This is a genomic window from Paucibacter sp. DJ2R-2 (assembly GCF_025717675.1).
GTDB lineage: Bacteria > Pseudomonadota > Gammaproteobacteria > Burkholderiales > Burkholderiaceae_C > Paucibacter_A.
On sequence record NZ_JAJIRT010000003.1, the window covers coordinates 200,941 to 227,687 of the forward strand.

Sequence of the window (26,747 nt, forward strand, 5' to 3'; positions counted from 1 at the left end):
TAGGCGCAGTAGGCGGTTCATCGGCGCACCACCCAGGCATACATCGCTGGCACGACCAGCAGAACATACAGAGGTGCCGTTAGCATGCCGCCTACCAGCGGCGTCGCGATGCGACGCATTACGTCCACGCCGACGCCGTCAGACCACAGCAGCGGCAACAAACCGCCGAGGATGACAGCGACAGTCATCGCTTTCGGCCGCAGCCGCAGCAAGGCACCGCGTGTGACCGCTTCGGCCAGCGACAACTCGGGATGCCGGCTGCGTTCCTGATCCAGGTAGAGCAGCATTACTACGCAGAACTCGGCTGCAAGACCCGCCAGCGCGAGCAGCCCGACAGCGACGGCGAACGACCATTGCAGGCCGAGCAGCCAGCACAGCCAGAATGCGCCCGCTGCCGCAGCTGGTAGGCTGGTCAGCACAATGGCTACACACCGTGCACAGTGGAAGTGCAGCGCGAGGATGCCGGCTACCAGCGCCAGCGTTGCCGCGCTGATGGCCGCCAGACGCCAGCGTCCTTCGGTCAGGCGCAGCTGCTGACCGACGAACGTCAGTTGCGAGCCATCGTGGCGAGCCTCAAGCTCCTGCAGGGCCAAGCGTGCGTGGGCGAGCACTGCGCCTGTGTCGGCGCTGTCCAGGTCAAGTTGCACATCGGCCACGGGCTGGCCGTTCTCAGTCTTTAGTTCGCTCGGGCCTTCAGTCAGTCTCAGCTCGGCGACCTCGGCCAACGGCACGATGGCGCCGCTGCTGGAGAGCAACTGTAGGCGTCCGAGGGCTTGGATAGAGTCTCTGTCAGCGCGGGGCAACCGGACTACCACTGGGACGCGCTCTCGCCCGATGCTGAGCACATCGACCACCTCGCCGCCGCCAGCAGGCCCAGCCACCCACTGCGCGACGTCCGCTGCACGCAAGCCTGCTTGGGACAGGCGCGCTCGGTCCAGATGCAATTCGAGGAACCTCCCCTGAGCGCTTCGCTCGGCCACTGCGCGGCGCACGCCGGGCACATGCTGCAGCAATGCCTCCGCCTCGAGGGCGACGCGAGCCGCATGGGCGGCATCCGGAGCCGTCACGCGCAGCGCCAGAGGCGTCCTACTGCCGCTGGCCAGCATGTCTATGCGCGTCCGGATGGGATGCCCCCAGCTTGCTGCCAGCCCGGGGAGTCGCAGCTCTGCGTCCAGCCGGGTGATAAGCGCCGCCATCGGCAGTGACGGGTCTGGCCACTCTGCGCGCGGCTTGAGTCGCACGGTAGTTTCGAGCATGGAAATTGGCGCTGGGTCGGTCGCGGAGTCGCTGCGACCGGCCTTGCCATGCACTGAGGCCACCTCCGGCTGCTGGCGAATTAGCGCGCTGGTGCGGCTCAGGATGTCTGCGGCCTCATCGACGGCCACGCTGGGCAGCGTCGTCGGCATGTAGAGGAGGTCGCCTTCGTCCAGCGACGGCATAAATTCGCTGCCCAGGTGAGCTAGCGGCCACAGCATCGTCAAAGTTGCCAGCGCGCTGACTGCGATTGTGCGGCGAGGGTAAGCGAGAGCAACGCGCAGCAGTGGGCGGTAGCCCGCCTGCAAAATGCGGTTGATGGGATTTCCCAGTTCGGGCTGCACTGGCCCGCGCACGAACTGGGCCATCAACACCGGCACGAGTGTGACGGCAAGCGCCGCTGCTGCTGCCATCGCGTAGGTCTTTGTCAACGCCAATGGAGTAAAGAGACGACCCTCCGGCCCTTGCAACGAGAACACGGGAAGGAAGGACACGGTAATGACCAGCAGCGAGAAGAAAAGCGCTGGGCCTACTTCTTGTGCAGCTTCCAGCACCAATGCGCGGTGGCTCATGCCTGCTCCTGGCTGCTCGAGCTTGCGGTGCAGTGTCTCGACCATGACCACGGCCGCATCGATCATGGCGCCTACCGCGATGGCCAAGCCGCCCATAGACATGATGTTTGCGGTGATGCCCTGGCGTTCCAGCACCGCGAGCGCGACCAATAGGCCGACCGGCAGGCTGAGCACCGCCACCAGCGCCGAGCGCAAACGACGTAGGAAAATCAGGCAGACGACACAGACAACGACGCCTTCTTCGAGAAGACGAGATGCCAGCGATTTCACGGACGCGTGGATAAGCGTCGAGCGGTCATACGTAACTTCCAGCGCCACGTCCTTGGGCAGACTGGACTGCAGCTTGGCCACGCGCTCGTGGACGGCACGCAGAGTGCGCTCGGCGTTCTCGCCCTGGCGCATGACAACGATGCCACCTGCAGCATCACCGCGTCCGTCCAGGTCGGCGACGCCTTCGCGGGGGGCGGGGCCCCAACTCGCGCGCGCCACCTGGCCCAGCCGGACAGGCTGCCCGGCGGAGTCTTGACCCACGACCGCGTTGGATATGTCCTGCGGGCCAGTGGTGCGGGCATCCATCGCGATGACGGTGCGCTGCCTTCCGACTTCCATTGCGCCACCGCCGCGCAGTTGGTTGGCATCCCGCAGCCCTTGGGATACCGACTCCGGTGTGATGCCAAGTGCTGTTGCGCGGATCGGGTCCAGTTCAATCTGCAGCTGCCGAGCGGAGCCTCCGATGCTGGCGACTTCGGCAACTCCCGAAAGGCTTTGCAGCGCGGGCCGAACCACTGTGTCTTGCAGCGCGCGCAGGCGGTCCAGTGGCAGCGGGCCTGTCAAGACGTATTGGTAAATCCAACCAGTGCCCGCCGCATCTGGTCCGAGCGCCACCTTGCTGCCGGAGGGGAGGGCGGACTGCAGCTGCGACATGCGCTGCTGGACAGCAGCGCGCGCCTCGGCTGGAGAAACGCCGTCATGGAATACAACGTAGATGAATGCCTCACCGAACATCGAGACAGCGCGGACCGTCGCGGCACCGGGTATGCCCGGCAGCGTTGATGTGATTGGGTAGACGGTTTGGTCTTCAACTTGGCGCGGTGGTTGGCCAGGGGCCTCAACCTTCAAGATGACTTGCGTATCTGACAGGTCGGGCAGAGCGTCGAGCTTGAGCTGCCAGGCCAGCGCAGTCGCGATTGCACCGAGCATCGCCACGGTCAGCACCACCCAGCGCCCGTGATTCAACGAGGCTCGGATGACCCGAGCAATGAGTCGGTCAGTGTTCATGGTGATGTTCCGCAGTGACTGCTGGCACCGCGGTCGAAAGAGCAGTGCGGGTAGCCAAGCGGGCGCGGGCTGCTGTCCACGAGGCCTCCGTACCAATCAGGAATTGCCCATTGACTACGACACGCTGGCCGGCTTGGAGGCCGGAGAGCACCTCAACACGGTCCGCATCCTCTCGACCCAGACTGACCTGCACCGGGCGAAAGCGGGTGTGCTCGTCCGCCACGATGACTTGGTCGGCTCCGGCGATACGCATTACCGCATCGCGTGGAACGGTCAGCAACGCCGGCGTCGCGCTGGCCAACTGAACCCGTACTAGACTGCCCGGTGGAAATGCCGCTGTTTGGCTGCCCGGTTCCAGTGCCGCACGTAGTTTGGCCAAGCGGCTAACGGGGTCGACAAGTGCTTGCTGAGGCTGAATCGTCAGGGCGACGACTTGGCGGGGATCGACGCTGGACTGCACCCGGACCCGGACCCGGGCGCGGGCGCCAAGCGTGCCCAGCTGTTCCGGCGAGAAGCTCAACTCCACCGCGATGCGGCGTGTGTCGGCATAGCCTAAGACGGGCTGGGAAGGGCTGACAGCGCTGCCCTCGCGCATGCTCAGGCTAGTGACCACGCCGTCTCGCTCAGCTCGAATGGGGACCAGCTCTCTCACCCGCCGGCTGGTTTCAAGCTCCTGCAGGACATCTTCCGGAATGTCGGCAGCGAGCAAGCGCGTGCGAGCGCGAAAGCGCTCCTTGGCGATGCTGGCCAACATGATTTCTGGCGCAGCATTGCCGATAGCACCCATGCCACCGGACCGGTTCAACAGGCCGTCACGTCTGGTGAGCAGGTCGAGATATTCACGCTGACGTTGCTGCAGCTCAGGCGAGTACAGCTCGTAAAGCAACTGACCTTTGCGCACTGGCTGGCCCACACCTCCTACGGCCAGGCTCCGCACCCAGCCCTCGGCCTTGGGCGCCAGCAACACGCTAGCGCCTTCGTCCTGAACCACCTGCCCACTGCCCAGGGCATGGCTCGCCAGGGGTGACGCACCCACCGCCTCAGTCACCAATCCGATGGAGCGCTGCTGTGCAGCGCTCACCTGGACAACCACTTCGGTATTGGAGTTGCTGACTTCCGCCCTAATGAGCGCCATATTGCAGATGGGGCACGTGCCTGGGGCGTCGCGCAAAACATCCGGATGCATCGGGCAGGTCCATCCCTGAGGCACTACCTCATTGACGGCTTGTGCCACCGGCTTAAGGCTAATGCCGTGCGGTGCCAGTTGGCGCACTAGGGCGTAGCCGGTCGCGGCAATAGCCACGAAGGCCATGCCGATAGCGATGCGTTTGGACATAGGAAGTTCTCGTTGTCACGCGGCTACCAGAGCCGCGTAGTGCTTAACGCACGACGATGTTGTCGCCCTTGCCGGCCTTGGGATCAGCATCGTTGCTGAACTGCAAGATGGCGATGGCACCCGTCAGGGCTTGCTTCATCACGTGACTGACCAGCGCATTGGCGCCTTCGACCGGCGAGATGATGTCGAACGCAGCACCGTCGCCAGGGCCAACAGTGAAGCTCTGCGCGCCGTAGATGACGTTCTTCGGATTGCCGCTGATGTAGACGCGATCCCAGATGCCCGCGATGGGGTGGAAGGACGAGAACTCATTGACGCCCGCGTTGACGAAGTGGATGCGAACGCGTTCACCCGGCTTGGCCTGCAGGATGCGGGTCGCGGCGGGATCATGCACGGGGTCGTACTTGAAGATGCCGCCATTGAACATCGTGTTGGTCCACTTGCCGGCCATCATGTCGGCCTGGTTGTCAGGGTTGGGGTACAACTCGGACTGGACCAGCACGTACTCGCGGTCGGCCTTGGGCAGCGCGTTGGCGTCCTTCGGGTCAACGATGATGACGCCAAACATGCCGCGGGCGATGTGCTGGATCATCGGGTCCGAGCCGCAGTGGTAGAAGAAGGTGCCCGGGTAAGTGGCCGGGAAGGTGAACTTCTTGCTTTCACCCGGCTTGATGGACTCGAACTCCTTGACGACGTCGACGCGAGCGGCGTGGAAGTCGGTGGAGTGCGAGTTTTTGCTGGTCTTGTCGTTCACCAGGGTGAACTCGACGATGTCGCCTTCGGTGACGCGAACGACAGGCCCCGGAATTTGGCCGTCGTAGGTCCACGCGCGGTACATCGTGCCCTTGTTATCAATAGGCAGCTCCACTTCTTTGGCGGTTAGTGTGACCTGCACTGTCTTGGCGTGCGCGACGCCCACGAGTGCCAGGGCCATGGCCAGGGCTAGCGATGTCTTCTTCATGGTCATACTTTCAGTTGTCGTTTCTGGTTTCACTTGGCGGTGGTCTTGCTAACGAAGCGGAGATAGGCCACCAGTTCCCCTATCTCCTCGTCGGTCATAACGCCGTCCCACTTGGGCATGAGCACAGACTTGCCTACACCCAGGCCGCCGGCCTTGATGGCCTTGAAGAGCAGTTCGTCGGGTGTGTCGCCCATGCCTTTCGTGTCCGTGTGGTCACGCGGCTTGACGGCCATATCGCGGCTGTTGATGCCATTGCCGTCTCGATTGACGCCGTGGCACTGCACGCAATAGGCGTTGTAGTTGCGCACTGCGCGAGCGGGCGGTTCGGCCGCATGCGTGACGGCGGCAGCCAAGAAGGCAGCCGTAAACGTGATCCAGCGCTTCATTTCGCACCCCCTTGCTTAAGCGTGTTGATATAGCCGGTCAGCTTCTGCACGTCGGCATCAGTCAGATCCAGCTTCGGCATCCAAATGTGCGGCTCGAACTTCTGCGGGTTGCGGATGTACTCAACGACGTAGTCAGGCTGCAGTCGCTCACCGGCGCTGAGAAGTTCGACGCCTGAGCTGCCGCCCGAGCCCGGTTTCGCCGAATGGCAGGACGCGCAGCCGCGCAGCTTGTTGAAAAGTAAGGCTGCCATAGACGCATTGACTGGGTCGCCCTTGAACGCCCCTTTGGTGACAAGGTCGCTGGTAGTCAACGCCATCAACGCGTCTGCAGCCGCTGTGGCGTCGGCGGCGTTCAACTTTGGATGGGGAATGAGCTTCGCTGCGTCGATGACGTCAGGCGTTCCCGGATCGCTTGCCTTAACTGCGTTCGCAAACGTGGCGCCACCTGGACGCAGTACGGTAGGCTGTTGCAGCCATGCCGTGAGCCAGTCGCGGTTGAACTTGTTGCCAGCGTAGTAGAGGTCCGGACCTTTGCGTTGCAGGAGCCGTTCGAGACCGCCTTCAGCGGGCTTAGTGACGGCGTGGCAGGCAACGCACTGGCTTTTCAGCAGCTCGGCGCCGGTTGCGCCGTGGGAGGTCGTGGCTACACCGAGTGCGGTCACGGCCAGCATCGTGAAGGTGATTTTTTTCATGGCTGCGACCTCACTGGATGGCCTGACCCTTGAAGGTCTCGTTGGTGTAGATGCCCGGGCCCTTCTGCAGCGACTCCTGGTAGTAGAAGTTCGGCTTGGGCACGCGCTTGTTCCACGGATAGAAGGAGTCGTTGCTCTTAATTTCCGTGTACTCAATGACGGTCATCAGCCCGCCATGAGGGCGGTCACCGTTCATCGTGTGGCTGTCCACGTGGTCATGGACCATCCAGCGACCAGGGTTGTCGGCCTCGAAGATGAGGTCGTAGCGTTCGCCAGGGCCGATGAGTACGGTGTCGGCAGTTATGGGAGACGCCAGCGGGAAACCGTCCTTGAAGGCGATCTGGAAGGCGTGGCCGTGGATGTGGATTGAGTGGACAGCATCACCCGCGCCAATAAGGCGGATGCGAACGACGTCGCCCTTTGTAATACGCAGCGGTTCCGTCTCTGGGAAGGCTTTCCCGTTAATGGTGAAGTAGTCGAATTTGTCGCCCGGCAGTCCGCCAAACCCGGGCTTGTTCGCCCACTTCGAATCCCAGTCGGACAACATCAGGATGAAGTCCTTCGTCACGCGCTTTTCCAGAGCTGTCGGCTTTTTGGGCTTGACGATGAATGGACCCCACATGCCGCGCAGCGCAACGTGTTCGTTCACGTTGACATGGCAGTGATACCACATCGTCCCCGAGGGCTCTGCCTTGAACTTGTAGGTGAAGCTGTCGCCGGGCTTGATGCCTTCCTGGGTTACGTCCGGAACTCCGTCCATCTTCCAGGTGCCGCGCTGCAGCATGCCGTGCCAATGGATCGTGTGGGGCAGGGCAGTCAGGTTGTTGACCTGAATTTCCATGTCGTCACCCTCGTCCACGTAGAACATTGGGCCGGGTACCTGGCCCGCAAACGCGAACGTGTGGAACTGCTGCTTTTCCACCAATGTGATTCGCGTGTCCTCGATATTCATTTCGAACTCGCGCTTAGCGGCCCAGGCTTGGCTTGAGAGGAGTGCTGTCAGTAGCGCGATAGTGGTGGCGGCTCCGCGCCATGTGAGACCAAGGGTGTGGCCTGGATTCATGAGACCTCCAAACATTTGTGAGACTCAAAGATACATTGTTTATGATTGTTAATCAAGTAGAGCCCCTGAATGTTTTGCGGCTAATACTATGTAAATACTTAATTGCTTGCGGGATTTAAAGGTTCATGTGAGTTGCATGTTAAATTGGACGTGCAATGTATGTTTTCTGCTGCAAAGGTCGTGCGTGTTTGCTGAAGCGTCGCTGGGTGGCGACGTCGATGCTCTTGCTGGCCGCCATCGCTCCTGACATCTCACGCGTCCTGCAACATGAGGTAGGGCGGGTGCTGGCTGAAGCATTCCGCGGCCATTGCGAACGCGGTGGCTTGCCAACTCTGGACTGCTGCGCGATGTGCGTTGTCCGGTCGCTGGGCAATGCTCCGCCCTTATCGATGGGTGATGCCGCCGATGCCCAGCCCTTCGAGTCTTCTGGTGCCTCAAGTGCAGCCCATGACACACCCTCGCCCGAGCCTCGGGTCTCCTGTTGTCGCGGGCCACCCCGCAACTGACCCGCCGCCGTTGCGGCAGCAGTTCGCGATGCGCGAATAGACCACCTCGACTTGCCAAGTCCATACGAATTTAAGGTTTCCCGTGAAAAATCGCTTCCCACTTCGCCTTCATCCTCTGGCGCGCGCCATCGCTCTCTCTCTCACTGCAATGTCAGCCACGGCCGTCATGGCGTGCGACGACTGCAGCGACGATCGGCCTGTTCAGAAGCTGGCGCTCGTTCGTGTGCAAGGTGCTGCACCCAGTTCGTTGCCTACAAATATTCCCACGACCCGTGAGTCGGTTACCCGTCAAGACATTGAGCGGACCATCAACGCGACCGATGCGGAAGACGCGCTCAAGTACCTGCCCAGCCTGTTGGTACGCAAGCGCTACATCGGCGACTACAACCACGCTATCTTGTCCAGCCGCGCTTCTGGCACAGGCAACAGTGCACGGTCGGCGGTCTATGCCGACGGCATCCTGCTGTCCAACTATCTCGGCAACGGTGTTGGCGGCCTGAGCTTCCCACCCCGATGGGGGTTGGTGACTCCAGAAGAGATTGAACGCGTGGACGTTATGTATGGACCGTTCTCGGCCGCCTATCCCGGCAACTCAGTTGGTGCGGTGGTGGACTATGTGACACGCATGCCGACCAGGTTTGAGGCTCACGCCAAGCTGGGATACGTATCGCAACCGTTCGACCTTTACGGAACGAACTCAACCTACCGGGCCACGCAGGCTAGCGCGTCGGTTGGCGACCGTTCGGGTGACCTGGCTTGGTGGGTCAACGTCAACCGCACTGACAGTGACGGCCAGCCGCTGACATTTGCGAACCGCTTGGTAAGCACTGGGGTCGCTCCAACGAAAGGGACTCCCGTAGCTGGCGCTGTTCTGCTTCCCAACAGCAACGGACAGCCCTGGTACATGCTGGGCGCTGTGACCCGATACAGTACAACGCAAGACCACCTCAAAATCAAGCTTGCCTATGACCTAAGCCCGACGCTGCGGGCTAGCTACACCGGGGGCGCTTGGCGCAATGAGTCGGAAGGCAATTCTCAGAGCTACCTTTGGGACGCCAGCGGAGCGGCTGTCTATGCCGGCCCCATCGTCATCGACGGTAAGCAGTTCGCTCCGCTGACGGGTGCAGACTTTGTGGCCACCCGGGAACAACTGGTGCATGTGATGCAGGGCGTGTCCCTCAAGAGCCGCACGGGCGGCGCCTGGGACTGGGAAGCTGCAGCGAGTACGTACGACTACCGGCGGGACAAGAAGCGGCAGAACGCCGCCGGCAATCCCCTGCCTGGTGCTTTGACGGGCGGCGCAGGCACATTGGCGGACGGTGGCGACACTGGCTGGAGCACACTGGCGCTAAAGGGCATCTGGCGCCCCGCTGGAGGAATGCATGTTGTAGACATGGGCGTTCAGCAAGACAGCTACGAGCTCGCATACTTGACTTCGAGCATCACAGGCAACTACCTCGCAGATGCGCCGGGCGCGCTCGTAGCTAGCGTGCAGGGCAAGACGCGGACGCAGGTTTTCTATGTTCAGGACGCCTGGTTGCTTGCCGCAGAATGGAGGGCCGTGCTCGGCGCGCGTACCGAGCGCTGGCAGGCCTATGGCGGTCGAACAGACTTCTCGGCAACCGGGACGCCGCCGCCCAGCATCTACGCTGCTCGCAGCGCGGGCTTTATTTCGCCAAAGGCAGCGCTCTCCTGGCAAGGGACGCCCGACACAGTGCTGAAGGCTTCCATTGGTCGGGCAGTGCGCCTGCCGACTGTGTCGGAGCTGTATGGAGCCACGTCCACCACAAATTCCCGCTACATCAACGATCCGAGCCTGAAGCCAGAGAAGTCCTGGACGGGTGAACTGAGCGCAGAGACCAGTTGGGGCGAGATCCAAACTCGGTTGACGGCATTCGCGGAATCCACCCGCGATGCGTTGTATTCGCAGACGCTCTTTGATGCGGTGGCAAACAACAACATCACTCGCGTCCAGAACATTGACCGAATCGGCACACGTGGCCTGGAGGCCACTCTCGCTGCGAACGACTGGTTGCTGAAGGGGCTGGATTTGTCCGCCAGTGCCACCTACGCGGACTCAAAGATAAAGGCGAATAAGGGCTTCGTTGCGGTGTCTGGCGACACGGTAGGCAAGTGGCAGCCCAACATCCCTCGTTGGCGCGCGACCGCCATGGTCGGGTATCGCTTCGATGAGCAGTGGAGTGGCAGCCTCGCGGTACGGCATAGCGGTCGCCAGTACCGTACGCTGAACAATACCGACGTGAATGGTTATGCGTACATGGGCGTTAGCAGGTACACGACGGCCGACCTGCGAGTCGTGTGGAAGATTGACCGCCAGTGGAGTGGCGCCTTCGGTGTGGACAACCTGAACAACGACAAGTACTGGAACTTCCATCCCTATCCTCAGCGCAGCTACTTAGCCGAGCTGAAGTTCGACCTGTGAGGAGCGCGACCATGAAATATTTCATCGCCTCGCTGCTACTGCCGCTTTCGGTGATAGCGCAAGCTCATGTGACGCTCGAGCAGCCCGAGGCCGAGGCTGGAAAATCGTACAAGGCTGTACTGCGGGTCGGCCATGGTTGTGATGGCAAGGCCACGCGCCAGGTCATCGTCACGTTGCCGTCCGGGCTGCGAGGCGCGAAACCTATGCCAAAGCCGGGATGGGAACTGGCAACGCATCGTGCACTCCTTGAGCGCCCATATGAATCCCACGGCAAGTCAATTGCCGACGAGGTAGTTGAGGTTCGATGGACTGCGTTAACTGAGGCCAATTTTCTGCAGGACGACTGGTACGACGAATTCACGCTGCGCGCAACGCTTCCTGCCGCCCCAGCAACCCTTTGGTTCAAGGTTCGCCAAGTCTGCATCAAGGGTGAACTGAACTGGAGCGAGGTGCCAAGCGCAGCGGTGCCTAGGCCAGGAGTGCCCGCCGTGCGGTTGGACGTGGTGAAGGGGGGGGGGGGGGGCTGAGGCCCGCTGAGGCGGCTGAGCTAGTGCATGGCCCGCCATCTTGACGGGCCGTGCACTGCAGCCTTGAGCAGCTTGACAAGCTGCGCCGCGCGCACCGCTTCCCGCAAGCGTGCAACGTGCTGCGAGTTGGGCTATTGCTGCACCGTTGCTGCTTTGCGCTTGCGTGGAGTGATTGTTATTGGCTGCGGTGCAATGCCCAGTAATGAGGCGGCTACGGTGGGTGCTGCAATTGACTCGGCAAGCGTCATTGAGTCCAGCTCAGCCATGAATGCGTCAATCGCTCGCGACATGCGGCGCTTCAGATTGCAGGTTGGCTGAATGGCGCAATGATGAGGGGTCGCCTTGTCATGGCAGGCCACGATAGAGAAGTCCTTCTCCGCCATTCGAACAATGGAGCCGATTGAGATTTCACTCGGGTCCTTGGCTATTCGCATGCCGCCGGAGCGGCCGCGCACCGTAGTCACGAAGCCCGTTTGTGCTAGCTCATTGACGATCTTGGTGAGATGACTCCGCGAGATGTCATAAGCCTTCGCAATTTCGTCGATTGTAGACATGCCATCGTCGCGGTGGCGCACAGCCAGATACATCATCACGCGCAACGTGTAGTCGGTGTAGACGGTCAAGCGCATACGGGCCCTCATAAATTCATGGAGAGTCTACCTTATAAGACATCGCGTCGCCTATTGCTTTTCTTGTTGGGTAGCCTTAAAATGCCATCAGTCATGTATGTTATGTGAGCGTATGAAACCCACTCTGGTATCGCTGCCTCTGCTTGGACAAGGTCCAACTTATGCGCCGCATGGTTGGCCGCCTTTGCGGCTTGCGTTTCGGCCGTTCTACCTGTTGGCCGCGCTCAGTGCTGTGCTGCTCATGCCGCTTTGGTGGGCTGTCTTTACGGGGAGTGTCGTGCCTGCAACTGGTTTGGCGCCTTCGCTATGGCACGGTCACGAAATGCTTTTTGGGTTCGTTTGTGCCGTCGTGGTTGGTTTTTTGCTGACGGCGGGAAAGAGTTGGACTGGACTCGCTACGCCGCGTGGCGCCCATTTGGGGGCGCTGGTGCTGCTTTGGCTGACTGCTCGAGTGGCGGCTGTACTTGCGCCGTATTCTGTCTTTTTCGTGTTGGATGTGGCCTTTCTGCCTATGGTCGCAATTTTGTTCGGCGATCTGTTGGTGCGCTCCAAGAATTTCCGCAATGCTGGCGTCGCTGTGGTGCTGATGGCGCTGGGTTTGGCAAACTTGGGGTTTCATCTTGGAGCGAGCGGTGTGTTTAGCTGGCCGGCCCAGCGTGCGCTGCATGCAGGAGTAGCGCTGCTTGTAGTGTTGGAAACGGTGATTGGCGGCCGAGTCATCCCGTTCTTTACGCGCAACGTGACGCCTGGACTCAGCAATACAGTGCCAGTGTGGCGGGAGTACTTGCTGATGGTCGCCACCCTGGTGAGTCTTTGGGCGTGGCTGCAGGAATGGCCTCGTGGCCTGGCTGCGACGGTGCTGACGCTAGCGGCGATGCTGCATGCGTGGCGACTGCTAACTTGGTCTCCGCAGGTTACGCTGCACAGGCCAATTCTGTGGTCGTTGCACTTGGCCTATGCCTGGATTCCTGTTGGGCTCGCGCTGTTGGCCTGGGCCGTATGGACGGAGTCTTCGGTCTCACCGGCCCTACATGCGTTTTCGGTTGGTGCGACCACTGGTCTCATCATTGCGATGCTCACCAGGACCGCTCGCGGCCACACGGGTCGACCTCTCCAGGTGGGCTGGGTTGAGACAGCGGCTTATGTGTTGGTTGCCGTCGCCGCTCTAACTCGGGTCGTGCTGCCCTTGACTTGGCCGCTTGCAACGCCTGCCGCATTGGTCATGGCAGGCGTTTGCTACGCGTGTGCTTTCGGGCTTTATCTCGCTGTATATGCCCCATGGCTGCTTCGTCCTCGCGTCGATGGGCAGGATGGCTGACATGCGCCAATTATCTTCACCTCGCTGGACTGAGGCTGTTCCTTGGGTGGTGGTCGGCATGCTGCTCGGAATTTCCTTCTTCGCGCAGCCAATCAAATTCCTAACGCCCGGTCTCAGCAACGCCCAATTGGTGTCAGTCGGGGCCACCATCTTTGAAGCATCACATCTCATGCAGTGGACTGCGTTTGCTTTGCTGTTCGTGAGTGTGGTGCCCGGAAAAAGTCCTGCCTCCAAGGCGCGTCTATATCTTTTGGCCGCCGCTGGCACGTTGATTGGGCAGCAGGTCTTCGTGATGCCAACTCTGATTCAGCGACTTGTTTCGCTGAATGAGGGCAGAACCTCGCCCAATTCGCCGCACCACCTCGCGTATGTAGTGCTCGAATTGCTCAAGCTGAGCGCGCTTGTCTTACTCGCGCGGCTGCATGCTAGCCAATGCCACCTTGGAGAGGTTCAATGAACACCGCCGCCATCTTGTTATCGGCCTTTGTTTTGTCGGTCGTCGCCTTGTTGATTTTTATCTGGACACAGCGAAGCGACATGTTTGAGCGCGGGGCGAAGGGTGCTGAGGTCATCTTCGCTCCTGGCGAGATCGGTCTTGTCGAGGACCCTGCTGCGGGACGGACGCCGCCAATTGTCAACAATGAACTCCTATCCCGCGCACGTGCTGATGCGTCGACTGCACCGCTTGTTTTCTTTTTCATCTGCTGTGCCTTTGTATGGCTGCTTGTCGCTTCCGCCGCTGGCTTAACGGCGTCCATCAAGCTTCATGAGCCTGATTGGCTTGTGGGCCAGGCTTGGCTTACCTTTGGCCGAATTCGGACCATCCATTTGAATGCCGTCGCGTATGGCTGGGCGCCGATGGCCGGCCTGGGCATTGCCTTGTTCGTCATCCCCCGACTCTTGAAGACCGAACTCGTGGGAGCGAAGTATGCGTTTCTTGGCGCGGCTCTCTGGAACGCAGCCCTCATCGCCGGCCTAGGCGCCATTGCAGCAGGATTCAGCGACGGCCTCGAATGGCTGGAGATTCCCTGGCAAATTGACATTTTGTTCGTGGTTGGCGGTGCCCTGGTTGGCGTGCCCCTCGTGCTGACGCTACTCAACCGCAAGGTCGAACATTTGTATGTTTCGGTCTGGTACATGGGTTGCGCACTGTTTTGGTTTCCCGTGCTGTTCCTCGTTGGCAACGTGCCTGATCTGCACAAAGGCGTGCAGCAAGCGGCGACGAACTGGTGGTTCGGTCACAACGTGCTTGGGCTGTTTTACACGCCGTTGGCCCTAGCTTCGGTGTACTACTTTCTGCCCAAAATCGTCGGCCGGCCGGTCCAGAGCTACAACCTATCGCTCCTGGGCTTCTGGGGGCTGGCCTTCTTCTATGGGCAGGTGGGTGGTCACCATCTCATCGGTGGCCCCGTTCCCGGATGGCTCGTTACGCTGTCCATCGTGCAAAGCATGATGATGATCGTGCCGGTCCTGGCCTTTACTGTGAATCAACACCAGACATTGAAGGGGCACCTCGACGCTTTTCGAACGTCGCCTACGCTGAGGTTCATTGGCTTTGGGGGCCTGATGTACACAGCCAGTTCCATTCAAGGCTCCTTTGAGGCTTTGCGCAGCGTGAACGTGGTTACCCATTTCACCCACTTCACCGTGGCACATGCGCATTTGGGTTTGTACGGCTTCGTGACAATGGTGTTCTTCGGCGCCCTTTACTTCGTCGTGCCTCGGGTTTCTGGCCGCGAGTGGCCGTCGCAAATTCTCATAGCTGCGCACTTCTGGCTTGCAGCGGTGGGCATCACGGTCTACTTCGTCTCCCTGACCATCGGTGGCTGGCTGCAGGGGAGGGCCATGCTAAACGCGAGTCAGCCTTTCATCGAGTCAGTGGCGCTCACCATTCCCTATCTGAAAGCGCGCAGCATCGGAGGCGGGCTCATGGCTTTGGGTCATCTTGTGTTCGCCGTCCACTTCTTGATGCTACTGGCTGGCAAATCCGCTGGGCGCAGCCAGCCGACCTTGCTGAAGACACTGTGAGGGGCGAGCATGCATAACGAAACCAAGTTGATCGCCGGCGGCATGACGATGTTGAGTATCGCAACGAGCGTTCTCGTTGTCGTGCCCTATATGACAGTTCGGGATGTGAAGCCACCTGAAGGTCTAAAGCCATATACGGGTATGGAACTGCGGGGTCGTCAGGTCTACATCGCCAACGGCTGTGTGTACTGCCACTCCCAGCAGCCGCGCGCCAAGAACTTCGCTCCAGACTTCGCGCGTGGCTGGGGGCGTGCGAGCGTCGCCGCGGACTATGCCTACGACACACCACACCTCCTTGGAACGATGCGAACAGGGCCGGACTTGTTCAACATTGGAGCGCGCCAGCCTAGCGACCAGTGGCACCTGGGGCATCTTTACCAACCGCGGGCCTACGTACCGGGTAGCGTGATGCCGAGCTACCCCTACCTTTTCGACATCAAGACCAGCCTGGAAACGGGGGACACAGAGGTCAAGTTGCCTCCTGGCCATGCGCCGGCGGGGAAGCTGGTCGTGGCCAATCGGGACGCACTTGACCTTGTTGCCTACCTCAAGGCTTTGAGCCACAACTATCCGGTGGTAGAGGCGCCTGCAATGGCTGCTTCTAGGCCGCCCGCCAGCCGCTGAACGCCAACTGTGGAGTAGCAATGAAACAAGACCCTCACATCACGGCTCAGCAGCAGCGCGAGAACCCGGACCCTCACGAGAAGACCAATCCGATTCCCTGGCCGCTGATCATTTTGGTAGCGCTGCTGTTTTCCTTCGGTATCGCTTACATCAGCACCGCCGATATCGCGAGCCCGTCTTCTTGGGGTGACGGTCGGGTAGCGGAAGAACTTAGTGGCAGCAAGAAGGAGGGCGCTGTCAAGGTGGACGGTGCCGCGCTGTACGCTTCTTTGTGTGTTGCCTGCCACCAAGCCAGTGGGCAGGGTCTTCCCGGGGTGTTTCCTCCTCTCGCGGGTAGCGAGTGGGTGAATGGCAAGGACACTACGGCGGTGGCCATCGTGCTGCATGGGATCACAGGCAAGCTCACCGTCAAAGGGAACGAGTACAACGGCGTGATGCCCGCGTTTGGTGGCCAATTGTCGAATGAGCAGATGGCAGCGTTGCTTACCCATATTCGCACCCAGTGGGGCAATAGCGCCCCGGCGGTTAGCGCAGAGTCGGTGGCTCAAGCACGTGACACATTCAAGGACCGCACGGCACCATTCGCCGGCGCAAAGGAACTTCCACCCCACGATTGACTTGATTGCTCTGCAGTCAACTTGGAGACGAAGAAATGTTGCATTGCAAATGTTTGTTTGATGGCGCAGTCCGTTGTGACGAGGAACTGGCTGCAGAAGAACGGACGCTAGGTCTAGAGCTAGGCCTCGGTGTCATTCTTGCCCTCATTCTTGCTTCCACCTTAGTTCAGGCGTTCGGAGTGTTGTATGGCTGATTTGCATTCAGCCCAAGGGGGCAGCGTTAACCGAACCACGTTGCGCCGGCTCGTCGACGCCTTCTATGTGGACGTACGAAGGGACGAATTGTTAGGGCCGGTATTCGAAGCGAGTATCCCTGCGGATGCTTGGGAGGTGCATTTGGAGCGAATGACCGATTTCTGGAGCACGGTCATGCTTGGCACGCGAAGCTTCAGAGGTAACGTGTTTAAGAAGCACGTGGCCCTGGCTGACATTGCCGACGTCCGGCCTGAGCACTTCTTGCGTTGGATAACGCTTTGGAATCACCATAGTTCGGCCCTGTTCCCGGCGGAAGTTGCGCAAGAACTGCAAGAGACCGCCAAAGGCATTGGGCGGAACTTGTTTTACGGCTTTTTCCAGCAGTTCGCGCGTTTCGTTGTGGTCGACGGCAAGGCGGTCGGGTACGAAGCGATCTAGGAGCCGCTCGTCGTGAACCGTATTGGATCCACCTTGGCCGCGTGTGCACTTGTGCTGGCCGGTTTCTTTGTCGTCGTCGGTCCGATGACGGCTGGCTTTCAGTTCTGGACCTTTGAGTCTCTCCGTCGCGACTCGGCGGCGAGCGGGAATTTGCGCTTCCCAGTGTTGGAACTCCGCGAGGCGTCTGGAACAGCTCGCAGAGTGCCTTCAACAGGTCACGTCGGGATAGTGAACTTCATTTACACCCGATGCGAGTCAGTGTGCCAGTCATTGGGTGCTGAATTCTTCCAGGCTCAACAGGTGATCGTGGCGGCCGGGTCGTCGGTCCGCTTGCTGTCAATGTCCATCGACCCTGAATATGACACCGCGGGAGCTTTGATGGCGTATGCCCGTCGCTACAACGCCAACCCTGGCTTCTGGACGATTGCTGCGCCGCTTTCCCTTCAAGACGCGACGGCTGCAAGGAGGCAACTCGGCATCGTGGCGATCGAAGACGGATTTGGTGGCTTCACCCACAACGGTACCTTGCATGTTGTGAATCGAGATGGGCGAGTTGCAGCAATCTTCGATACGCCTGACTGGCAACAGGCACTGGCCTTCGCCCGACGTCTGGATGGGGAGCTCCCTTGAAGAGACTTGTTGCATTGGCCTTGCTTTGCCTGCTGATGGTGCCGCAAATACGAGGCGTCTTCGAAGGCCGCATGAGCTTTCACATGGGGCTCGAGTTCCCCTTTCTGTTCGCGATTGGATGGCTGTTCGCCAACAATGCCGATGTACACCTGAAGTTTATTGCTCGCATTGACGGCGGCGGCCTCCTCGCGGCCACTTTCGCATCTTGCGTGCTTGCCGGTTGGATGATTCCAGTAGCGGTGGATCTGTCGTTGTTGGAGCCGAAGGTTGCGGCGCTCAAATACCTTACTTGGCTGCTGGCCGGTGCTCTTGTGCACGCGGCAAGAAGACGCCTCACGCCAGTCATTACTTCATTTTTCTTGGGGAACTCGGCATGGATGATGGCAACAGCCGGATTGCTTTACTTTGATGCTGAGCAGCAGCTGTGTGTCAACTATCTCGTCGATGACCAGCAGGCAACCGGCCTTGCGCTGCTGTTCTGGGGCGCGGCTTTCGCCTTGGCGACAATGAGCGTGTTGAAACCTGTTTTACGAGACCAAGAGGCGTCGGTTTAAAGAATTTCTAGAAAGGATGTGCAATGGAGCAGAGGCAACATTGTTCCGACGTCGCTTCAAGTCATAAGCAATTGGGCGACGAATGGTTGCAAATTGTGGAGCGTGAATTGAGAGATTTACGCGAACCCCACGAAGTCTTCAAGTGCTTTTTCCATAACCTCTGGCTGTTGCTCGACAAGCCGATTTTTGTGGCGCAAGCTGAGCTCCTGTTGCTTGCGAGAACTGGTATGCATGCTGAAGCTTCCCTCGAGGGAGCGCGAACTTTTCTCGCGCGCGTTAGTTCTGAGCTTCCTAAGATCGCAGGGCGGATCAGTCCAACTAGTGCTTGGGCGATTGAAATTGATTTGTATTTGTCCATCCTGCTAGTTCAGGGCATAGCACTGGACAACTCGATGAATTTTAGGCGCGCACTGCACCGGAAGCTGTACGAAAATTGGATCGCAAGCCTGCACAAAAAGCACTTGCCGACAACCTATTTTGAAATCCCTCATCGCGACTAAGTCGTCTTGGTTTTTGAACTGCCTCCGAAAAGTTTGACGCATGTTAACGAGAGCCTCAATGGCCTGCGTTGTTGCGGCAAAGACGCGCTGGCAAGGTTGCTGACGCTGCCAGGCAGCCGCATCCCGGAGTGAACTCCAAACTGATCGGTGTTCTCGCCGTGGCGCCGGCTCCGACCCGATAGCTATCCCGTCAACAGGACCAGGCCAGCGGTAGACCTCTGGTTCGAAGTTCTTTGGGCTGTACCCATCTCTAGGTTGGAAATTCAAGGCATCGCCTCGCCCCTCTGAGCGTAAGCGTCTGGCTAAGTCATGTTGACTTGGCTGGCTGCCGGCGAGTAGCAGCCATGCCGACGAAGTGGCGCAGTCTCTTTGCCGGAGCTCGTGTCGTGCAGGTCTAGGTCGACGACTCACCCGAATTCGCCGCTTGGCACCTCGCTGAGGTGCTCTGTGAGTTCCGCCCTTTTGGTCTCCGAGCTTGCGTTGACAGCCACGCACCGATGCCGTCATGCGCCAGCACCTTCATGAGCGTGGCGCGTCGGTTGGCGTAGAGGTCGGCATGGTGCGGCTTGGCGCTGCCAAAGACCTGAACGACACGGGCCAGTGCGGTCTTCGTGCCGGCCCGCATGTCCAGTTGCGTCGTCGCGAGCCACACAGTGTCGATGCGGATCAACGCAGCAGTTCGCGCATCCAGGCAGCACATACATCGGCAGCGTTTGCCGGCCACGTCACCGCGATGATGGTCGAGTCGCGGCGGACCTCAATGCGGATGGGCTCAGCGCTGGGCGCAGGCGGCGCGGGTGTCACAGGCATCGGCAGCTCGATGAAGCCAGCAGGCTTCTCGCTGACGATCACTGAGTCAATAGGCTGCTGAGCCCTCTCTTGGAACTAGCGCCGCAGCAGGTTTGCGCTAATGCTCTGAGCCATCGCTACTGTGGCCGTCGAGATCCCCGGCTGCAGGGGGGGGAGGGGCTTGCACGGTCTGAGCCTTGAACTCGGCGCTGTGAATTCGCCGCCGGCGGCCTGGCGCTGCTTGGTCCATGGTGCGTACGTATCCATCAAGTCGCTGATGGATGCGAGCATCCTAGGCACTGCTTTGCGGATCAACATGACTTGCCAGGACGCTTACTTCTGAGCAGCCGGCGATGACCTTTTGCTAATGCTCTGTTCCCTTTGACATGTGGGCGGATGGTCTTGCCGATTCTCTGTATGAGAAGGGTTTCAGTTTCGGCGGAGCACGTGACTTCAGCTTGGCTGGCCCAAAACTCGGCTACGTTGAGAGTTTTTACCAATAAATTAAATATTCATAAGTGATAAATTGGATGGCGGCAAAGTGAGCTATGGGGACAGGTGGTGCCTTGGCTTTTTGTCTGCTTGCAATCTGCCGCGCTTGTCAATCAAACGCGCGAGCGTGGTTTGCAATGCGACTGTTCCCACACACACTTCAAGGTTCCAATATGTCCACAAACAAGGAAGCTCTCCGGAGCACTCTGTCTTCGCAGCCAAGAGCGCAGCGCACGAAGTCCCATACGCACAAGCTGCATGCGGTGGCGGTTTCAGCAATTCTTGCAGCAGGCCTGTTCTCTCATTCCTTTGCTTCTGCAGCTTGCTTGAACGTCCATCTCGCAAATTGGCCGGTGGCAGGATGGAGCGCCAACATTGATGCGGCAGATTGCGTAACGGCCACAGCTGCTGCAGGCCTCGACATTGCGACAACGGAGTTGGGTAGTGACATCCGATTCGAAGCCGATATCACATTGCTTGGTACGGGCGCTCAGGCATCACAAGGCGGCTTGGTGTTCCGCAGCAGCGGAAGCTTCACAAACGGCTACTTGCTGCTTTTGCATCGGCAAAGTACGGGCAGCACCATCGAGCTCTTCAAGAACGGTGCGCTTCTGTTGACTCAGCCAATTTCAGCATTGACGTTTGGAACGGCCTATCACGTCAAGGTTGAGGCCATTGGGGGCAGTATCAAGGCCTACTTCAATGGGGCCACCACTGCCACGCTCACGTACACGGACTCGTCTTCGCCTTACTTGAGTGGACAACTGGGCATGTTCCATGCCGGCACAGCAGTACGTTTCAATAACATCAATTTGACCCAGTTGAGTGCGCCGCTTGCAACTGGCGCCACCGTGCATTCGTCGGAGCTGGGTTACCAAACCTATGGAGAGAAGCGTGCCATGGTTCGTGCGAGCCCGCAGACCAGCGCGAGCTTCAACGTGGCCGGTGCGACCTGGCGACTTCTGAATTCGGCGAACAGCGCCGCTGCTTCCGGGACGGTTGGCGCGAAAGTGAACAAGTGGGGTGTCGATTACTACCCCATCGATTTCAGCCAAGTGACCAGTGCTGGCACCTACACGATGGAGGTCACGATTGGGGGGTTCACCCAAACCTCCAAGCCGTTCAAGATCGGTGATACGCCACTGATGGATTCGAGCATGTACACCATCGCCGTCCAACAGCTGGAAGATCGATTTGGTGGCCCAACCCCGCCTGTCATGGCTGCGCGCGGCATGCCGTATCTCGGCGGCTACTTGCCGGCGACAGGCAACACCCGAGCAGATGTCCGTCTGTCCAACAACCCGGACCCCTCTGGTACCAGTCTGATCGCCAGTGGCAGCACCGCCAATGCGGTTCCGCCCATCCCTCAGATCTGGATCGATTGCGCAAGCAATTACACAGAGATGGGATCCACGGCAATCACTACGCGCGCGCTGGTGGACCTGGATGCACTGCATCGGAGCCGGTTCTCGGCCGCCCAGAAGAGCGCCATTCTGACCAACATCAAGCGTGGCGCCGACTACATCGTCGGTCTTCAAGAGACCTCTTCGGACCCGCAGGTTGACGGGCGGTTCCGTCATTCGCTGTACATCAACCTGCTCAAGGAGTTCAACAACAGGAACGCATTCTGGGCCGGAAAGGTCTACGTTTGGAACAACTTGAATGTCGGTGCGGTCACCTTGGCAAAGGCCTATCAGGCGCTCAATGGCGTCGCGGGCGCCGGCGCAAATGCTGCTGGCTATTTGACGGCCGCGAAGAAGGCTTGGAAGCTGGCCAAGAATCGCCCGTACTACTTGCCCGGCGAGGTTGACATCGTCAACTCGATCGAATCGTCAGGCGGCCCGGACAACTGGCCGTGGTATCAATGGCAAGCCGAAGCTCGCGCCATGTACGCCATCACTGACCCGCGTTGGGACATGGGCACTGTGACGCTCCAATCTACGGGATACAAGGGCCTGCGAACTCGCGAGCTGGTCGAGTATTTGTGGGCGTCGACCTTGCTGTATCAGGTCACCGACGAGACGGGTGCTGAGAAGGACAAGTACTTGACAGAAGCCAAGGCGGTTGCGCGCGAAATTGCTTCGCGGCAGTACCTGAACCACACGCAAAAGCTGGCTGGTGTCCATGGCATGTTCAAGGAGTTCAGCCAGTCGGATGCCAATACGGCGGATGACAACTCGTTCCTGATGGAGTCTGCTCAGACGGGCTGGATGCATCTCGGTCACTACATCTACACAAACTTGGATGGTTTTGTCGATCTGCTGAAATTGGCTCCCAACGATCCTGATTCCGCGAAGTGGCACCGTGTCTTGCAGACTTGGGCAGAGGGATATCAGAAGCCTGCAGCCAATGCGAACCCGTTCAAGATCGCGCCCAACACGGTCTACCGTGATCCGACTGGCACTGGCAACTCCGCCAATGCTTCGATCTATTGGTTTGGCAATCACTTGCATGGTGGAAGTGAGGTTTGGGGGCAGGCAGCACGCACCCTCTTGAAGGTTGGCAACTATTTGAATGATGAAAGCTACCAGGTCCTTGCCAACGCCAACGTTCAGATGTTTGCCGGCTTGAACAGCGGCTTCGCCGTGGCGGGCGGTGTGAAGCCAAGTTCGATGTTCAAAGGCATCCCCAATACTTCGTTGGCGAATCAGCTGATGGAGTCGTGGGCCGCTGATGGATCGGTCTTCGGTGGTTACACCACGACCCCTGGTAACGACTCTTTCTGGGTGAACTTTGACTCGACGCGCCAGCTGCCGGCTGATGCGATCAACAACGGTTCGGGCGAGAGTTGGATCGCCTACAGCCATGCCTACGTCATGGGGGCTGTGAATCTTGAAGGCGCTCACGCAGTGAACCTCGACTTCACCAATGGCGCGGCCGCAATTGGTGCAACGGTTTCTGCGAGCTTCCCGTCCAACCCTGGAATCGCAACTCGCAGCTACACCGTCCCCAACAGTGGCAAGCTGAGCATCACGGATTTGCCCCTGGGGCAGAAGGTTGTGCTCACAGCGCAAACCAGCGGGTTCAGCAACTTGAGCCTGCCCGTGAATACGGTTGGCGGCGGAAGCAGCAACTGGGTGGTCGACTTCTCGAGCAACCTGAGTGGAAGCCTGTCCGCGCTCCCACAGACGCTGAGCAAGAACACGACTTACACCGTGACCTGGACAGCGATGAATCGTGGCACAACGGCAATAACTCCGGCTATCGCATTGTCTGCAGCTGGAGGTGTCTTGAACCAAGCCGCGGCAACAGCTTCCGTTGCGCCTGGCGGCGTTGGGACCGGCACCTTCACGTTCACGACGGGTGGCGCGGCTGAGCCCTATGTTATTCGCGCCAATTTCACATCGGGCCGAAATGTTCGCAGCTCAAGCCTGACAGGTCTGATCCAGTAAGACTGCGTTGGCGGATCTCGCCTTCGGGCGAGATCCGCCTCATACCTCTCACATGCCCTTGAGGCAAAAGCAAAATGAAAAACTTCCTCGCTGCAACTGTCTGCGTCGGCCTGGTCCTGTTTGCGCAGGACTCGCAAAGTTCGCCTGTGCACTATGACGAGGCCGTCTCAGGAGACCTGGTTTCTGGGCCCGTGACGCAGTTCTCCCTCGGCCTCGGCATCAACACGATCAGCGGCACCATGACCTTGAGCAGCACAACGGATGCACTCGGCGAGCCGCAAATGTTCATTGATCAGGACCCATTCGCTTTTTCTATCGTGCCTGGAGGCCATATCCGGCGAATGTCCGTGACTGGGCAATTTTTTGCAAATGGACAGAGTTCAAACACGACAGCCTTCTCTTGGACTTGGACCCTGGTTGATGCCTTGTCTCAAGCCCTGATTGGACAGGATTGCTTGAGCCTGGTTGGCAGCACTTGCCGCTCAATGGCGGCAGGTGGAAGCGACCTCTTCAGCGGGCTCTTGGGCCAGAGCACGTACATGGTTTACAGCGCTGGAGCTTTTCAATCCCTGGACTTCATGCAGCCCGCTGGGGGGAGCTTTCAGTACACGACGAGCATCGAGGTCACCGATGTTCCTGAGCCCAGCACCTTCGCATCCACCTCGGCGGCTTTGCTTGGCTTGGGTCTCGTAACTGCGCGCCGCCGGCGCCGTTCTGAGGCCATGTCCTGGTCTACAAAACGAGCGTAATTTAGAAGGGACTTCCTGGGGGTAAGTCCGCCTTGCCCTTGTTCCCTCGTAGCGATGTGAACAATTCTCTGCAACATTTGAATGACGCCGTTCAGCACATCAGGTCCTCGCCTGACGCGGGCCCTTTGAGTTGTGCCGGTATCGTGGAACGCAAGTCCATCAACCAGAACTGTGATGGGCATGAACAAGAGTCGATTCACTGAGGAACAAATCGTTGGATTCCTCAAGCAGGCCGAAGCCGGTCTGCCGATCGGGGAGCTGTGCCGTCTCGGCGGCTTCAGTGACACCACCTTTTATAGATGGCGGGCAAAACGCGGCGGCGCGCATTCCATGGGTGACCAGCGATTGCAGTTGCTCGAAAATGAGAACGCCAAGCTAAGGCACATGCTGGCCGAGGCGCACTCGAATATCCGCGAACTCAGGGGCGCACTCTGCGTAAAGGCCTAACCTCGCATATCAGGCTCGCAGAATTGAGTCTAGAGGCCAGCGCCCATCCTAAAGAGGGCGCAATGCCCATCAGAAGTTCTCAAATGGACAAGCGCGCCTGTACCGTTGTACCTGTGCGTCATGCCGCGTCCATGCCGGGATATCCAACGCCAGCGATCAGCGCCGAGGGCTTGCACTCGCACGAACGGCAGTCAGACTTCTAGATCTGACCTTGGCGTGTGGGGATGGCTGGGTAGCTTTGTTAGCCTGTGGGTGCCGCCCAATTTGCCATCGCATCAATGGCGCCTGTTATGGGCATGCGAACTGCACACGCTGCGACCGAGCTGTCGACCCATAGATTCAGCTCAACGTCGCCATTCAAGAATCCGATTGGGCTTTCGGTTCAGTGATCACGATACTTCTAAGCCGGGGCCCCCGGAAGCTTTTTCACTGAATGGAGTACGCGATGAAAACTAGGTCTATGGCACTCGCACTTTTTGGACTTGCGGTCTTCGCAGGTGCCGGTGCGGCGCACGCAGTAACTGTTCCAATGAGCCTGATAGACCAAGACGGCCGGGAAGTTCCGGTCGGGAGTATTGAAGTCCAGGCCACAACATATGGCGTCAAGCTAATTCCAAATCTGTATGGACTCCCTCCGGGTCTGCATGGCTTTCATGTTCATGAAAAGCCCAGCTGTGGGCCCAGTCAAGTGAATGGGAAAGCTGTGGTCGGCGGTGCAGCTGGCGGGCATTTTGATCCTGCACAAACCGCTCAACACTTGGGTCCTTGGGGTGATGGTCACTTGGGGGACCTGCCCTCACTTTACGTTGATGCGAAGGGCCAGGCGACCAATGCCGTCGTGGCCCCGCGCCTGCGTTCCAGCGATCTCAAAGGGCGTTCGCTCATGATTCATGCAGGAGGTGACAACCATGCTGATCATCCAGTTGCACTCGGCGGTGGCGGCGCCCGTATTGCCTGTGGTGTTCTGGATTCTTGATCGCGGGAGAAACAATGATGAGTTTAAAATTTGCCAATGAAGTTTTCGGTTGGACCCGTGCGCTCGCTCTAGTGACTGGGTTGGCATTCGCGGGTTTGAGTTCAGCCGCGGAAGTTCCGGTTCCAGAGAGTCTTGTTGCCCCCGGGGCAGTCGCCGAAAGTGCCGTAATCTTCGCCCGTGGTTCGCAGATCTATCGTTGTGAGCCAGATCCTGTGGCACCTGGATCTGGCAAGTGGGTCTTTCAAGCGCCGGAGGCTGACTTGTTTCAAGATGCGGCCTTCACCAAGCTCATGGGTCGTCACTACGATGGCCCAACATGGGAGGCATTTGACGGCAGCAAGGTAGCAGGCAAGTCTCGAGCCTCGGTACCTTCAGCAAGCCCGAAAGCGATCCCTCAATTGCTGCTGGATGCTCTGCCAACGCCGTCGTCTGGAGTCTTTCAAGGCGTGAGTTTCATTCAGCGCTTGGACACCAAGGGGGGCGTCGCTCAGGATGTAGCTTGCGGAAAGGGGCTTTTGGGTACGCAGCTCCGTGTGCCGTACACGGCTGCTTACGTCTTCTACAAATAGGGCTTAAAGGGCGGCTCGCCTGTTCTGACGGTGCCTATCGCTTGCACGCTACGATGTGTGCTGCCCCAGGTGGGGGCAGCATGATTGGGAAGCTGAAGTGGTAGAGAATTCTGTAGGCGATGGCCGGGAAATCAGTGCTGAGGACTTGCAGCGCTTGCGAGAGACCCTGCTCGATATGTTTGGGGGTCTGCGTTATGACGAAGTCACCATTCGTGAGGTCTGCAAGCGGGCCTGTGTGAGCCCAAAGACGATCTACAAGTACTTCGGCACCAAGGATCAACTGATCTACTCTTGTATCCAGCCGGATATGGACGAACTCAATCAGCAGTTGGCAAAAATCGGTCGCAAGACTTCGCTTGATGCGTCGAAGAAGGTTGTGGCCATCGCCAAGGCTTGGTGTGACTTCTATATGGCCCGCCATCGCCTTGCGACGGTCGTGTTCCTGCGCATACCCTCAGCCTATTGGCTGTCGAACCCTCATTTCATCCAAACCGCCGTGATTCAAGCCAATGTCCAGGTGCTGAAAGAGGGCCAGAAGTCGGGCCTTGTGAACAAGGATGTTCCAGCTGATGTGCTTTTGGACATGATGACGGGGGCGTCTCATCGGATGATGGCACGTTGGCTCCTGCTTGAACCAGATAACGGCTCGGCCATCAAGCGCATGCTTATTCGTGGCTTGACTAGCATGGCTGCGCCGTAGATCCCTCATTGGCTACTGGTGGGGAAGTTGAATCCAATTGACTCCTTACGCCACCGCTCGGTCGCTTGCTTCATCAGGGTCA

General features: G+C 59.2%; 26 protein-coding genes. 18 read left to right on the top strand and 8 right to left on the bottom strand.

Going from position 1 to position 26,747, the window contains the following annotated elements:
- Positions 1-17: 17 nt before the first annotated feature.
- The 6 genes from LNV28_RS10235 to LNV28_RS10260 are packed head-to-tail and all read right to left on the bottom strand — an operon-like array spanning position 18 to position 7,542.
- Positions 18-3,104: an efflux RND transporter permease subunit gene (locus LNV28_RS10235; protein WP_263568899.1), complete on the bottom strand. Its 3,087-nt coding sequence runs from the start codon at positions 3,102-3,104 to the stop codon at positions 18-20.
- On the bottom strand, positions 3,094-4,440 hold the full coding sequence (locus LNV28_RS10240) for a heavy metal-binding domain-containing protein (RefSeq protein ID WP_263568900.1): 1,347 nt from the start codon (positions 4,438-4,440) through the stop codon (positions 3,094-3,096). The genes LNV28_RS10235 and LNV28_RS10240 overlap by 11 nt, the downstream gene beginning before the upstream one ends.
- A gap of 43 nt (positions 4,441-4,483) precedes the next feature.
- Positions 4,484-5,401 (bottom strand): multicopper oxidase domain-containing protein, encoded by a 918-nt coding sequence (locus LNV28_RS10245; RefSeq protein WP_263568901.1) that lies wholly within the window; start codon positions 5,399-5,401, stop codon positions 4,484-4,486.
- A 29-nt stretch (positions 5,402-5,430) separates the two neighbouring features.
- Positions 5,431-5,787 (bottom strand): c-type cytochrome, encoded by a 357-nt coding sequence (locus LNV28_RS10250; RefSeq protein ID WP_263568902.1) that lies wholly within the window; start codon positions 5,785-5,787, stop codon positions 5,431-5,433.
- A complete protein-coding gene (locus LNV28_RS10255; RefSeq protein WP_263568903.1) occupies positions 5,784-6,479 on the bottom strand; it encodes a c-type cytochrome in 696 nt (231 codons plus the stop codon). The genes LNV28_RS10250 and LNV28_RS10255 overlap by 4 nt, the downstream gene beginning before the upstream one ends.
- 10 nt (positions 6,480-6,489) lie before the next feature.
- Positions 6,490-7,542, bottom strand: coding sequence for a multicopper oxidase domain-containing protein (locus tag LNV28_RS10260; protein WP_263568904.1), 1,053 nt, complete (start codon positions 7,540-7,542; stop codon positions 6,490-6,492).
- Between the two features lie 654 nt (positions 7,543-8,196).
- On the opposite strand from LNV28_RS10260, the gene LNV28_RS10265 reads away from it, so the two are divergent.
- The gene (locus tag LNV28_RS10265; RefSeq protein WP_263568954.1) at positions 8,197-10,491 is read left to right on the top strand and encodes a TonB-dependent receptor; all 2,295 of its coding nucleotides are present in this window, start codon (positions 8,197-8,199) and stop codon (positions 10,489-10,491) included.
- Positions 10,492-10,502: 11 nt separating this feature from the next.
- Positions 10,503-11,018, top strand: coding sequence for a YcnI family copper-binding membrane protein (locus LNV28_RS10270; RefSeq protein WP_263568905.1), 516 nt, complete (start codon positions 10,503-10,505; stop codon positions 11,016-11,018).
- Positions 11,019-11,149: 131 nt separating this feature from the next.
- Here the strand turns inward: LNV28_RS10270 and LNV28_RS10275 are convergent, their stop codons facing one another.
- Positions 11,150-11,647 (bottom strand): RrF2 family transcriptional regulator, encoded by a 498-nt coding sequence (locus tag LNV28_RS10275; protein ID WP_263568906.1) that lies wholly within the window; start codon positions 11,645-11,647, stop codon positions 11,150-11,152.
- 112 nt (positions 11,648-11,759) lie between these two features.
- On the opposite strand from LNV28_RS10275, the gene LNV28_RS10280 reads away from it, so the two are divergent.
- From LNV28_RS10280 to LNV28_RS10320, 9 genes are all read left to right on the top strand, one after another.
- Positions 11,760-12,965, top strand: coding sequence for an NnrS family protein (locus LNV28_RS10280; RefSeq protein WP_263568907.1), 1,206 nt, complete (start codon positions 11,760-11,762; stop codon positions 12,963-12,965).
- A 1-nt stretch (position 12,966) separates the two neighbouring features.
- Entirely contained in the window at positions 12,967-13,422 is a 456-nt protein-coding gene (locus LNV28_RS10285; protein ID WP_263568908.1) for a hypothetical protein, read from the top strand.
- Positions 13,419-14,993 (top strand): cbb3-type cytochrome c oxidase subunit I, encoded by a 1,575-nt coding sequence (locus LNV28_RS10290; RefSeq protein ID WP_263568909.1) that lies wholly within the window; start codon positions 13,419-13,421, stop codon positions 14,991-14,993. Before LNV28_RS10285 ends, LNV28_RS10290 begins: the two co-directional genes overlap by 4 nt.
- Before the next feature lie 9 nt (positions 14,994-15,002).
- Positions 15,003-15,617 (top strand): cbb3-type cytochrome c oxidase subunit II, encoded by a 615-nt coding sequence (locus LNV28_RS10295; RefSeq protein ID WP_263568910.1) that lies wholly within the window; start codon positions 15,003-15,005, stop codon positions 15,615-15,617.
- 20 nt (positions 15,618-15,637) lie between these two features.
- The gene (locus tag LNV28_RS10300; protein WP_263568911.1) at positions 15,638-16,234 is read left to right on the top strand and encodes a c-type cytochrome; all 597 of its coding nucleotides are present in this window, start codon (positions 15,638-15,640) and stop codon (positions 16,232-16,234) included.
- 186 nt (positions 16,235-16,420) lie between these two features.
- On the top strand, positions 16,421-16,867 hold the full coding sequence (locus LNV28_RS10305) for a group III truncated hemoglobin (protein WP_263568912.1): 447 nt from the start codon (positions 16,421-16,423) through the stop codon (positions 16,865-16,867).
- A 12-nt stretch (positions 16,868-16,879) separates the two neighbouring features.
- A complete protein-coding gene (locus LNV28_RS10310; protein ID WP_263568913.1) occupies positions 16,880-17,497 on the top strand; it encodes an SCO family protein in 618 nt (205 codons plus the stop codon).
- On the top strand, positions 17,494-18,051 hold the full coding sequence (locus LNV28_RS10315) for a hypothetical protein (RefSeq protein WP_263568914.1): 558 nt from the start codon (positions 17,494-17,496) through the stop codon (positions 18,049-18,051). Before LNV28_RS10310 ends, LNV28_RS10315 begins: the two co-directional genes overlap by 4 nt.
- A gap of 23 nt (positions 18,052-18,074) precedes the next feature.
- Entirely contained in the window at positions 18,075-18,551 is a 477-nt protein-coding gene (locus LNV28_RS10320; protein ID WP_263568915.1) for a hypothetical protein, read from the top strand.
- Positions 18,552-18,945: 394 nt separating this feature from the next.
- On the opposite strand, the gene LNV28_RS25200 is transcribed toward LNV28_RS10320, so the two are convergent.
- Complete coding sequence (locus LNV28_RS25200) at positions 18,946-19,152, bottom strand: hypothetical protein (RefSeq protein WP_411969960.1); 207 nt, start codon at positions 19,150-19,152, stop codon at positions 18,946-18,948.
- Here LNV28_RS25200 and LNV28_RS10325 point away from each other — a divergent pair.
- The 7 genes from LNV28_RS10325 (at position 19,057) to LNV28_RS10355 (ending at position 26,665) form a co-directional block, all read left to right on the top strand.
- Positions 19,057-19,422: a hypothetical protein gene (locus LNV28_RS10325; RefSeq protein ID WP_263568916.1), complete on the top strand. Its 366-nt coding sequence runs from the start codon at positions 19,057-19,059 to the stop codon at positions 19,420-19,422. The genes LNV28_RS25200 and LNV28_RS10325 overlap by 96 nt on opposite strands.
- A 583-nt stretch (positions 19,423-20,005) precedes the next feature.
- Positions 20,006-23,224, top strand: a complete 3,219-nt coding sequence (locus LNV28_RS10330; RefSeq protein ID WP_263568917.1) for a cellulase N-terminal Ig-like domain-containing protein — start codon at positions 20,006-20,008, stop codon at positions 23,222-23,224.
- A gap of 74 nt (positions 23,225-23,298) precedes the next feature.
- Positions 23,299-23,973 (top strand): PEP-CTERM sorting domain-containing protein, encoded by a 675-nt coding sequence (locus LNV28_RS10335; RefSeq protein ID WP_263568918.1) that lies wholly within the window; start codon positions 23,299-23,301, stop codon positions 23,971-23,973.
- A 180-nt stretch (positions 23,974-24,153) separates the two neighbouring features.
- A complete protein-coding gene (locus LNV28_RS10340) occupies positions 24,154-24,420 on the top strand; it encodes a transposase (protein ID WP_263568919.1) in 267 nt (88 codons plus the stop codon).
- Between the two features lie 460 nt (positions 24,421-24,880).
- Positions 24,881-25,396, top strand: coding sequence for a superoxide dismutase [Cu-Zn] SodC (gene sodC / locus LNV28_RS10345; protein ID WP_263568920.1), 516 nt, complete (start codon positions 24,881-24,883; stop codon positions 25,394-25,396).
- Positions 25,397-25,410: 14 nt separating this feature from the next.
- The gene (locus LNV28_RS10350) at positions 25,411-25,965 is read left to right on the top strand and encodes a DUF3455 domain-containing protein (RefSeq protein ID WP_263568921.1); all 555 of its coding nucleotides are present in this window, start codon (positions 25,411-25,413) and stop codon (positions 25,963-25,965) included.
- Positions 25,966-26,062: 97 nt separating this feature from the next.
- The gene (locus tag LNV28_RS10355) at positions 26,063-26,665 is read left to right on the top strand and encodes a TetR/AcrR family transcriptional regulator (protein ID WP_263568922.1); all 603 of its coding nucleotides are present in this window, start codon (positions 26,063-26,065) and stop codon (positions 26,663-26,665) included.
- Positions 26,666-26,747: the final 82 nt, after the last annotated feature.

Coding starts and splice junctions, on each gene's coding strand:
- LNV28_RS10340 (WP_263568919.1), top strand. CDS start 24,154: ATGAACAAGAGTCGATTCACTGAGGAACAAATCGTTGGATTCCTCAAG.
- LNV28_RS10270 (WP_263568905.1), top strand. CDS start 10,503: ATGAAATATTTCATCGCCTCGCTGCTACTGCCGCTTTCGGTGATAGCG.
- LNV28_RS10250 (WP_263568902.1), bottom strand. CDS start 5,787: ATGAAGCGCTGGATCACGTTTACGGCTGCCTTCTTGGCTGCCGCCGTC.
- sodC (WP_263568920.1), top strand. CDS start 24,881: ATGGCACTCGCACTTTTTGGACTTGCGGTCTTCGCAGGTGCCGGTGCG.
- LNV28_RS10350 (WP_263568921.1), top strand. CDS start 25,411: ATGATGAGTTTAAAATTTGCCAATGAAGTTTTCGGTTGGACCCGTGCG.
- LNV28_RS10265 (WP_263568954.1), top strand. CDS start 8,197: ATGTCAGCCACGGCCGTCATGGCGTGCGACGACTGCAGCGACGATCGG.
- LNV28_RS10320 (WP_263568915.1), top strand. CDS start 18,075: ATGGAGCAGAGGCAACATTGTTCCGACGTCGCTTCAAGTCATAAGCAA.
- LNV28_RS10305 (WP_263568912.1), top strand. CDS start 16,421: ATGGCTGATTTGCATTCAGCCCAAGGGGGCAGCGTTAACCGAACCACG.
- LNV28_RS10335 (WP_263568918.1), top strand. CDS start 23,299: ATGAAAAACTTCCTCGCTGCAACTGTCTGCGTCGGCCTGGTCCTGTTT.
- LNV28_RS10285 (WP_263568908.1), top strand. CDS start 12,967: ATGCGCCAATTATCTTCACCTCGCTGGACTGAGGCTGTTCCTTGGGTG.
- LNV28_RS10295 (WP_263568910.1), top strand. CDS start 15,003: ATGCATAACGAAACCAAGTTGATCGCCGGCGGCATGACGATGTTGAGT.
- LNV28_RS10330 (WP_263568917.1), top strand. CDS start 20,006: ATGTCCACAAACAAGGAAGCTCTCCGGAGCACTCTGTCTTCGCAGCCA.
- LNV28_RS10255 (WP_263568903.1), bottom strand. CDS start 6,479: ATGAAAAAAATCACCTTCACGATGCTGGCCGTGACCGCACTCGGTGTA.
- LNV28_RS10260 (WP_263568904.1), bottom strand. CDS start 7,542: ATGAATCCAGGCCACACCCTTGGTCTCACATGGCGCGGAGCCGCCACC.
- LNV28_RS10325 (WP_263568916.1), top strand. CDS start 19,057: ATGCGCCAGCACCTTCATGAGCGTGGCGCGTCGGTTGGCGTAGAGGTC.
- LNV28_RS10300 (WP_263568911.1), top strand. CDS start 15,638: ATGAAACAAGACCCTCACATCACGGCTCAGCAGCAGCGCGAGAACCCG.
- LNV28_RS10235 (WP_263568899.1), bottom strand. CDS start 3,104: ATGAACACTGACCGACTCATTGCTCGGGTCATCCGAGCCTCGTTGAAT.
- LNV28_RS10240 (WP_263568900.1), bottom strand. CDS start 4,440: ATGTCCAAACGCATCGCTATCGGCATGGCCTTCGTGGCTATTGCCGCG.
- LNV28_RS10280 (WP_263568907.1), top strand. CDS start 11,760: ATGAAACCCACTCTGGTATCGCTGCCTCTGCTTGGACAAGGTCCAACT.
- LNV28_RS10275 (WP_263568906.1), bottom strand. CDS start 11,647: ATGCGCTTGACCGTCTACACCGACTACACGTTGCGCGTGATGATGTAT.
- LNV28_RS10290 (WP_263568909.1), top strand. CDS start 13,419: ATGAACACCGCCGCCATCTTGTTATCGGCCTTTGTTTTGTCGGTCGTC.
- LNV28_RS10245 (WP_263568901.1), bottom strand. CDS start 5,401: ATGAAGAAGACATCGCTAGCCCTGGCCATGGCCCTGGCACTCGTGGGC.